Origin of the sequence: Mycobacterium sp. Root265, from assembly GCF_001428895.1 — a bacterium.
GTDB lineage: Bacteria > Actinomycetota > Actinomycetes > Mycobacteriales > Mycobacteriaceae > Mycobacterium.
This window is the reverse complement of the sequence record NZ_LMJA01000013.1, coordinates 85,189-92,648: the sequence shown is the minus strand read 5'-3', so window position 1 is coordinate 92,648 and position 7,460 is coordinate 85,189. Positions and strand designations below refer to the sequence as shown.

Here is a 7,460-nt window from a genome sequence, read left to right as displayed (position 1 = left end):
GCCGGTGATTACCTGCCCCCCTATGCCGGGAACCTGGACATCATGACCGCGGCGGCCACCAAGGTCGGCGAGGAAATCGCCAAGGAACGTGTCTCGGCAGGAGCGCAAGCATGAGCGATATTTTCTTCAACCCGGTGTGGGATGTCCGGATGACCGACACGTCGCTGCGCGACGGGTCCCATCACAAGCGTCATCAGTTCAGCGCCGACGAGGTGCGCTCCATCGTGGCCGCACTCGATGCGGCCGGGGTGCCGGTCATCGAGGTCACCCACGGCGACGGGCTGGGCGGCTCGAGCTTCAATTACGGGTTCTCCAAAACGCCTGAGCAGGAACTGATCAAGCTGGCGGCCCAGACCGCCACGAACGCCAAGATCGCCTTCCTGATGCTGCCAGGTGTGGGCACCAAGGAGGACATCAAGGAGGCGCAGAACAATGGTGGCGAGATCTGCCGGATCGCCACCCACTGCACCGAGGCCGATGTCTCCATCCAGCACTTCGGGCTGGCCCGCGAACTCGGGTTGGAGACCGTCGGCTTTTTGATGATGTCCCACACCATCAGCCCGGAGAAGCTGGCCGCCCAGGCCCGCATCATGGCCGATGCCGGCTGCCAGTGCGTCTACGTGGTCGATTCCGCGGGTGCACTGGTGCTCGACCAGGTCGCTGACCGGGTGGCCGCGCTGGTCGCCGAACTCGGCGAGGACGCCCAGGTCGGATTCCACGGGCACGAGAATCTCGGGCTCGGCGTGGCCAACAGCATCGAGGCCGTGCGCGCCGGTGCCAAGCAGATCGATGGCAGCACCCGCCGCTTCGGCGCCGGTGCGGGCAACGCACCCGTGGAGGCCATGATCGGTGTCTTCGACAAGATCGGCGTGAACCCCGCCGCTTCGGCGCCGGTGCGGGCAACGCACCCGTGGAGGCCATGATCGGTGTCTTCGACAAGATCGGCGTGAAGACCGGTATCGATTTCTTCGAGATCGCCGACGCCGCCGAGGATGTGGTCCGCCCGGCCATGCCCGCCGAATGCCTGCTCGACCGCAACGCCCTGATCATGGGCTACTCCGGGGTGTACTCCAGCTTCCTCAAGCACGCCATCCGCCAGTCCGAACGCTACGGCGTCCCGGCGCACCAGCTGCTGCACCGCGCCGGGCAGCGCAAGCTCATCGGCGGCCAGGAAGACCAACTCATCGACATCGCCCTGGAAATCAAACGCGAACAAGAGGCGCAGAACGCCTGAGCATCGCTAGGCCGGCGAGTAGCCGGGGGCGGCGAGGAGTTCGCGCAGGCCGGCATCGATGAAGTCGGTGTCGGCGGCGTTGGCGCCGCCTCCGGCGAAGTGTCCCCAGATGCCGGGAATGACCCTCACCTCGCCGTGCGGGATGAACTGACTTGCCCACTGCTCGTCCTCGGGCGGAAAGTAGAGGTCCTTCTCGGCGGGCATGGCCAGTAGCGGACACCTGATGGAGGCGAGCGCCTTCTTCACGTCACCGTCGAAACCCGGTGTATTGCCGACGTTTCCGCTGTGCCAGGTACCGATCATCGCGATCAGGTTATTGGGGTCTCTACCGTCACGGAAGAAGCCTTCCCAGAACCCGTACAGGAAGTCGTCGAACGAGGTGTAGCCGAGCTCGCGCCACGTCTCCTCCCAGTAGAACGCCTGCGAGTAGCCCCAGCCCGAGTAGACCCGTGCGAACGCACGCAATCCCTTGACCGGCAGCTTGTCCGGGTCGTAATCGCCCTCCTGGAATGCCGCATCCGCAGTGATCGCTGCGACCAGGGATTCCAGGAACACCTTGTTGTGCGGTGCGGTCATACTGGAACCGCAGAACGGCGCAGCCCGTTGCACCATCTCGGGATGGCTCACCGCCCACTGATACGTCTGTCCCGCTCCCATCGACCAGCCCGTCACCAGCGCGATCGACGAGATGCCGAACTTCTCGGTGACCAGCCGATGCTGCGCTTCGACCTGGTCGTAGAACGTGACTGCCGGGAAACGAGGTCCGTCATTGGGCGCCGGCGTATTGGACGGCGACGAAGACAGGCCGTTGCCGAGCATGTTCGGGATGATGATGAACTTCTCGGCAGGGTCGAGCGCCCGTCCCGCACCGAGGAGCCACTCGTTGTCGGTGTGCCAGCCCGAATACCAGGTCGGGTAGACGATCACGTTCGACTTGTCGGCGTTGAGTTCGCCGTAGGTCTTGAAGGCGAGCCGGGCGTTTCGCAGCGTGCGGCCGTTCTGCAGGGTGACATCGCCGAGATCGAAATACTCGGCGTCGGTGGGTGCCGGCATCAGTTGCTCACCGCGCACTGACCGCGGTCGACAAGCTGCGGTGGGGTGGTCGACGGCCGTATGTCGATATCGAAAATCGCGGTCGGGACATACAGCGTGGCACACGAATTGGGCACATCCACGACGCCGGAGAGACGCCCCTCCACGGGGGCTGCGCCAAGGATCAGGTACGCCTGCTCCTTGGTCCAACCGAATTTGGAGAGGTACTCGATGGCGTTGAGGCAGGCGTTCTGGTAGGCCAGTGTGGTGTCCAGGAAGTGCTGAGTTCCGTTGCGGTCCACCGAGAATCCGACGAACGTCAGGAACTCGGAATATCGGGGCTCGACGATGCCTGGCATGAAGATCGGGTTGGTGGTGACGCCGTAGGTTTCCATACCGCCCTTGATGATCTCCACCCGCAGATCGATATAACCGCCCATTTCAATGGCGCCGCAGAAGGTGATCTCCCCGTCCCCCTGGGAGAAGTGCAGATCACCCAGCGACAGGTTGGCACCGTCGACGAACACCGGGTAGAAGATCCGGCTGCCTTTGGACAGGTTCTTGATGTCCTGGTTGCCGCCGTTCTCCCGGGGTGGTGCGGTCCGGGCGGCTTCGGCAGCAGCCCGCTCATAGTCGGCCCCGGTCAGACTGCCCAACACCGCGTTGGACGGTTGCGGTGGCAACGCCAGGGGCGGCACCCGGTCCGGGTCGGTGGCGATGAGCTGGGCTTCCCGGTGATTCCAGTTGGCCAGCAGGTCGGCGCTGGGTGCGGTACCCATCAGTCCCGGATGGATGAGGCCGGTGAATTCCACGCCGGGGACGTGTCGGCTGGTCGCCTTCTGGCCGGTGAAATCCCAGATCGCCTTGTAGGCGGCGGGAAACCAGTCGGTGAGGAATCCGCCACCGTTCTCCTTGGCGAAGATCCCGGTGTATCCCCAGCCCTGGCCGGCCACCGGCCCGCTCTGCTGAGGTACCGGGCCGACGTCGAGGATATCGACGACGAGCAGGTCGCCGGGTTGTGCGCCTTCGACCGCGAACGGGCCAGAGAGCTGGTGCACCATCGACAGGTCGCAGTCGCGGATATCGTTGGCATCATCGGTGTTGACGATGGTGCCGTCGAACCATTCCTTGGACTCGACGCGGAAGCTGTCGCCCGATTTCACCGTCGCCACGGCCGGGATGTCGGGATGCCATCGGTTGTGGCCGACGAGCTGCTGGTCGCGGAACGGTTTGCTCTGATCGACGGGAAAGATGAGCTCAGGCATGCATGACTCCTCGGTATCGGAAAGTGTTCTCACACTGCGGTTTCTACGGTCTGGGTAACAGCCGGTGGCGTGGGTCCGCGTAGCGACCGGGCGACCCTGCTGCGGTGCCGACCGGTCTGCGGACGACGGTGGGCGCCGACTGGGACTCCGCATGCAGGTCGAGTATGCACGCGCCGACCGGGTCGGAGGTCAGCATCCCTGCAAGGGAGTACACGCGATTGCTTGTGCCGCAACATGTTTGACATTCCACGGAGGTGGGGGCGCTGCCGATGGTGAAGTGCAGTTCGAAGGGGCCGTCTACGGCGCAACGGTAGCGGTAACGTGGCACGTGAGCCTCCACTGATCGACCACAATGTTCCCATTTGGGAATAATGTCGAACCTACACCCGCCGAGCGCGACGTCAAGAGATAACGCGCGATGCGCCCGACCGGAGCGCGAAGTTCACCGGGCTGTCACGTCTGTCGTCGATCGAGGTATACACCCGGCCACGCGGATTTACACTGGTGCAACACGCACGTCCTAGATTGGCGTGGGGTCACTTTCCTTGAGGAAAACCATTGGGGTGATTGCTGACTCCGCGGCTCGAAGGAGTTCGGCACCATGCGACGACGATCGCAGAGTGGTTCGGCGGCGGTCCTGCTGCGACACGGTGCGGTAGACCGCGCCGAGTTCGACCAGCGCATCGACGATGCGTGTCGCGGAAGTGGACGGAACTGCCAGTGCCTCGACGATGTCGGACATCGAGCATCCCGGACGGTGGTGCACGACGTGCAGGGCGCGCCAGCGGTCCACGGTGAGGTCGGTACCGGCGAGCGCGCCGTCGATCTCGGCAGCGACGACGGCGGCGCGCCGAAGCAACGCGAGTACCTCGACGAGGTCGTCCATGACTTGCCTTCTCGATCGAACGATGCACCGGTGGAAGTGATCCCGGGAGTCCACAGCATGCCAGATGCGGCCGCCCGGGCGGAACGGTCTCGTGCACAGCGCACCGAGTTCCGGGTGGCGTTGGCCCTGCCGCGTCGCGGTCCGGCGGGGATATTCGGGCTCGAATGCCACGCGGCGGCAGAACTGGCCGCCGCGGAGATCGACGCATCCGGCGGGGTCGCCGGCCGCTCGGTGCAGTTCGTCCACGTCGATGCCGGCGGCGATCCGGCCGCGGTGGCCGGCAGCATCAGGGACCTGATGGAGGCCGGCTCCATCGATGCCGTGACCGGATGGCATCTGTCCAATGCCCGGCAGGCCATCGCCAAGGTGGTCGGCGGCAGGATCCCCTACGTGTACGCCGCCGCATACGAGGGTGGCGAGCGCAGTGACGGTGTGCTGTGCAGCGGTGAGGTACCCGGGGACCAGATCATTGCCTCGTTGCGCTGGCTGCGCACCGAACTCCGGTTACGCCGGTGGTTCATCGTCGGCAACGACTACGTGTGGCCGCGCGGTTCGGCGGCGGCGACCCGGGCGGGATTGGAGGGTTCCGACATCTCCATCCTGGGGGAGCGGTTCGTGCCGTTGGGTGTGCAGGATCCGCATGCCTGGGAGCAGGTGCTGGCCGATATCGCCGCGACCGAACCGGACGGTGTCGTCACCCTGCTGGTGGGATCCGACGCGGTGCGCTTCAACAGGGCGTTCGCCGGGGCCGGCCTGGATGCCACGGTGGCCCGCTTCAGCCCGTTCACCGACGAGACCGTGGTACTGGCCAGCGGAAGCGGCGCAACCAGAAACCTCTTCGTCTCAGCGGGCTGGTTCGCGGGGCTGGCATCGGCGTCGGCCGCTGAATTCACTGCCGGATTCACCCGGGCATTCGACCTGGTCAACGGTACCGGGCCGATAGATGAGTCGGCCGCACCACAACCGGGGACGATGGCCGAGACGACCTACTCCGGGGTGCACCTCCTGGCCGGGATCGCCGGCGCCTCGGTGCCCACCGTCGAAGACGCCAGGCGCGCCTTCGACGGCTGGGGCTGGGATTCCCCACACGGACCGGTCGATCTCCGGCAGGGGGCGGCCCGCCACCCGGTGCACCTCGCCGTGGCGCGCGGCGTCGAACTCGACGTCATCGCCAGGGTCCACTGAGCGAAAGCGCCTGGCGCCGTCAGGTCACGTCGAGGATTCCCAGCTGCTGGTAGATGGCGCGACGATACTTCGCCGCCTGGGAATTGATCGGCAGGTAGCCGCCCTGCGCCCAGTCGTGAATCTGCCCCATCCCGATCACCACGGAGATATCGGCGGCGGGGTTCGCGTTGACCAGGCGTGCGGCGTAGAGCAGGGCACCGGGGGCGGACTGCTCGCGTGAGGCCACGTAGATCACCGTCGGCGGCATGCCCTCGGTGGGGCCGATCATCGGGTTCCAGAGCTCTTCCGGACCGGTGGACCAGGACTGGTAGTACTCCAGATCTTTGGCGGGGACCCAGGTGACCGGGTCATTCGTCAACGCCGCGTTCGGGTCGGTGAACATGCCTTTCCCGTCCAGGGCGGGGGAGAGCAGAACCATGCGGGAGGGCACGCGGGCGGTCAGGCAGCCGGCGTCGCCGCCGCACTCGCGGACTATCTTCTGCACGGCGAGCGTGGAGAGGTTGCCGCCGGCCGAATCGGCATAGACGCTGACATTCTCGGCGCCGTACGTTTGGACCTCGGCGGCAATGAAATCGGCCATGGCGGGGACTGAATTGGCCGCGTTGCCACCGTTCGGGATCAAGGGATATCGGGGCACGATCACCGTGGCGCCGGTTTCGCGCGCCATCTGGGCGTAGTCCATCCAGTGGATGATGTTGGGGTTGAAGATGAATCCGCTGCCGTGCACCGCGATCACGCGTTCGTCGGTCGGGTTCGGCCGGGAGATCACCCAGACATCACCGCCCTCGTAGGTGTCCTTGGTGACGTCGAGGCCGATCGTGGTGAACCACGGCGGGGTAGGCGTGGTGATCACCCGGCCCAACTGCATCGTGATGTTGACGCCGATGAACTGGCTGACGCGCTTGATCACCTCCATGGCGCGCACCGTGATGATGTCGATCAGTGACGGCCGACCGGTGGTGGTCACCTTGTCCGAAAGTTCGGGTGGCACCACGATTCCGGGCGCCAAGGTGGTCGATGCAGCGGCGGCTTCGAGCTCCCGTTCTGCTACCACCCCGCCGGCCTGTGCTGTCCGCGGATGCATCGTCTGGTTGATCTCGCGCCGCGCGGCGGCGAGCAACGCCCAGGCGGCCGGGGTGACGTCCGGTGTATCGGGAGTCGAATTCGCCGAAAGTGCCGCGAACACGTTTCGCACCGCTGCGACAACGGTGTTGACCAAGCCTCCGTGGATGGCGGGTGTGCGTTGGGCCGCGGCGGCCCGCACCTCGATGGTCGTCGCGGGTGCAGACCGCGGAATGCCGGCGATCGATTCGTCCTCGACGGTTGCCGAGTCGATCGGCTCGCGCCCTGGATCGCTGTTCGGATCTGCCGCGTCCCCTGACGCCAGGGTGACTCGCTTGTCGGGTCGGGTGAGAGCCGCTTCTTCGCGCTCGGCCCGTTTGCGTTCTCGGGTGTCACTGCCAGGGGTGGTGTCGCCTTCGGCGCGTTGCGGGCCCCGGCGACCGAATGCATCGCGCAGCGCGCCACGTACCCGGGACGCGAAGTCCTCGGCCGGGTTGCGGGTGGTGGGGTGGGTATCGACGCTGCGCGGCGGGCTCTCGTTCTGCTCGGAAGGTGCCGGTTGCTCGGCGGATGTGGCGTTGCCCGGCGCCTGCGATGTGCCTGCGGAGTCGGCGGCCGCGACCGGGCAACCCCCGATCATCACCGCAGATCCGATCCCCAACGCCACCGCCAACGCACCGACCCGACCGACAGCTCCCCCGTTGTCCATGAGTTAGCTGTACCACGGCGCGCACGCCCCCGCGGCGATTAAGCGACACGCTTGGCAGTTTCTGCCACTTTCGTGACTGTCGGTCGG

General features: G+C 66.0%; 5 protein-coding genes and 2 pseudogenes. 3 read left to right on the top strand and 4 right to left on the bottom strand.

The window, feature by feature from the left end:
* A pseudogene (locus tag ASE48_RS32700) lies at nucleotides 1-114 on the top strand (acetaldehyde dehydrogenase (acetylating)); the annotation flags it as partial.
* A pseudogene (dmpG, locus tag ASE48_RS14765) lies at nucleotides 111-1,234 on the top strand (4-hydroxy-2-oxovalerate aldolase). The pseudogenes ASE48_RS32700 and dmpG, both read left to right, overlap by 4 nt.
* A 6-nt stretch (nucleotides 1,235-1,240) precedes the next feature.
* On the opposite strand, the gene ASE48_RS14760 reads toward dmpG, so the two are convergent.
* From ASE48_RS14760 to ASE48_RS14750, 3 genes are all read right to left on the bottom strand, one after another.
* Entirely contained in the window at nucleotides 1,241-2,287 is a 1,047-nt protein-coding gene (locus ASE48_RS14760) for an alpha/beta fold hydrolase (RefSeq protein ID WP_057167851.1), read from the bottom strand.
* Complete coding sequence (gene fmdA / locus ASE48_RS14755; protein ID WP_057167850.1) at nucleotides 2,287-3,531, bottom strand: formamidase; 1,245 nt, start codon at nucleotides 3,529-3,531, stop codon at nucleotides 2,287-2,289. The genes ASE48_RS14760 and fmdA overlap by 1 nt, the downstream gene beginning before the upstream one ends.
* Before the next feature lie 520 nt (nucleotides 3,532-4,051).
* A complete protein-coding gene (locus ASE48_RS14750) occupies nucleotides 4,052-4,417 on the bottom strand; it encodes a MarR family winged helix-turn-helix transcriptional regulator (protein WP_057167849.1) in 366 nt (121 codons plus the stop codon).
* Between the two features lie 57 nt (nucleotides 4,418-4,474).
* Between ASE48_RS14750 and ASE48_RS14745 the strand changes: the two genes are divergently transcribed.
* On the top strand, nucleotides 4,475-5,602 hold the full coding sequence (locus tag ASE48_RS14745) for a substrate-binding domain-containing protein (RefSeq protein WP_235571211.1): 1,128 nt from the start codon (nucleotides 4,475-4,477) through the stop codon (nucleotides 5,600-5,602).
* Nucleotides 5,603-5,621: 19 nt separating this feature from the next.
* Here ASE48_RS14745 and ASE48_RS14740 read toward each other — a convergent pair whose 3' ends face one another.
* Nucleotides 5,622-7,373, bottom strand: coding sequence for an alpha/beta hydrolase (locus tag ASE48_RS14740; RefSeq protein WP_057167848.1), 1,752 nt, complete (start codon nucleotides 7,371-7,373; stop codon nucleotides 5,622-5,624).
* Between the last annotated feature and the right edge of the window lie 87 nt (nucleotides 7,374-7,460).

What these genes read in the sequence shown, in the direction of transcription:
- ASE48_RS14740 (WP_057167848.1), bottom strand. Translation starts at nt 7,373, where the DNA reads ATGGACAACGGGGGAGCTGTCGGTCGGGTCGGTGCGTTGGCGGTGGCG.
- ASE48_RS14750 (WP_057167849.1), bottom strand. Translation starts at nt 4,417, where the DNA reads ATGGACGACCTCGTCGAGGTACTCGCGTTGCTTCGGCGCGCCGCCGTC.
- fmdA (WP_057167850.1), bottom strand. Translation starts at nt 3,531, where the DNA reads ATGCCTGAGCTCATCTTTCCCGTCGATCAGAGCAAACCGTTCCGCGAC.
- ASE48_RS14760 (WP_057167851.1), bottom strand. Translation starts at nt 2,287, where the DNA reads ATGCCGGCACCCACCGACGCCGAGTATTTCGATCTCGGCGATGTCACC.
- ASE48_RS14745 (WP_235571211.1), top strand. Translation starts at nt 4,475, where the DNA reads ATGCCAGATGCGGCCGCCCGGGCGGAACGGTCTCGTGCACAGCGCACC.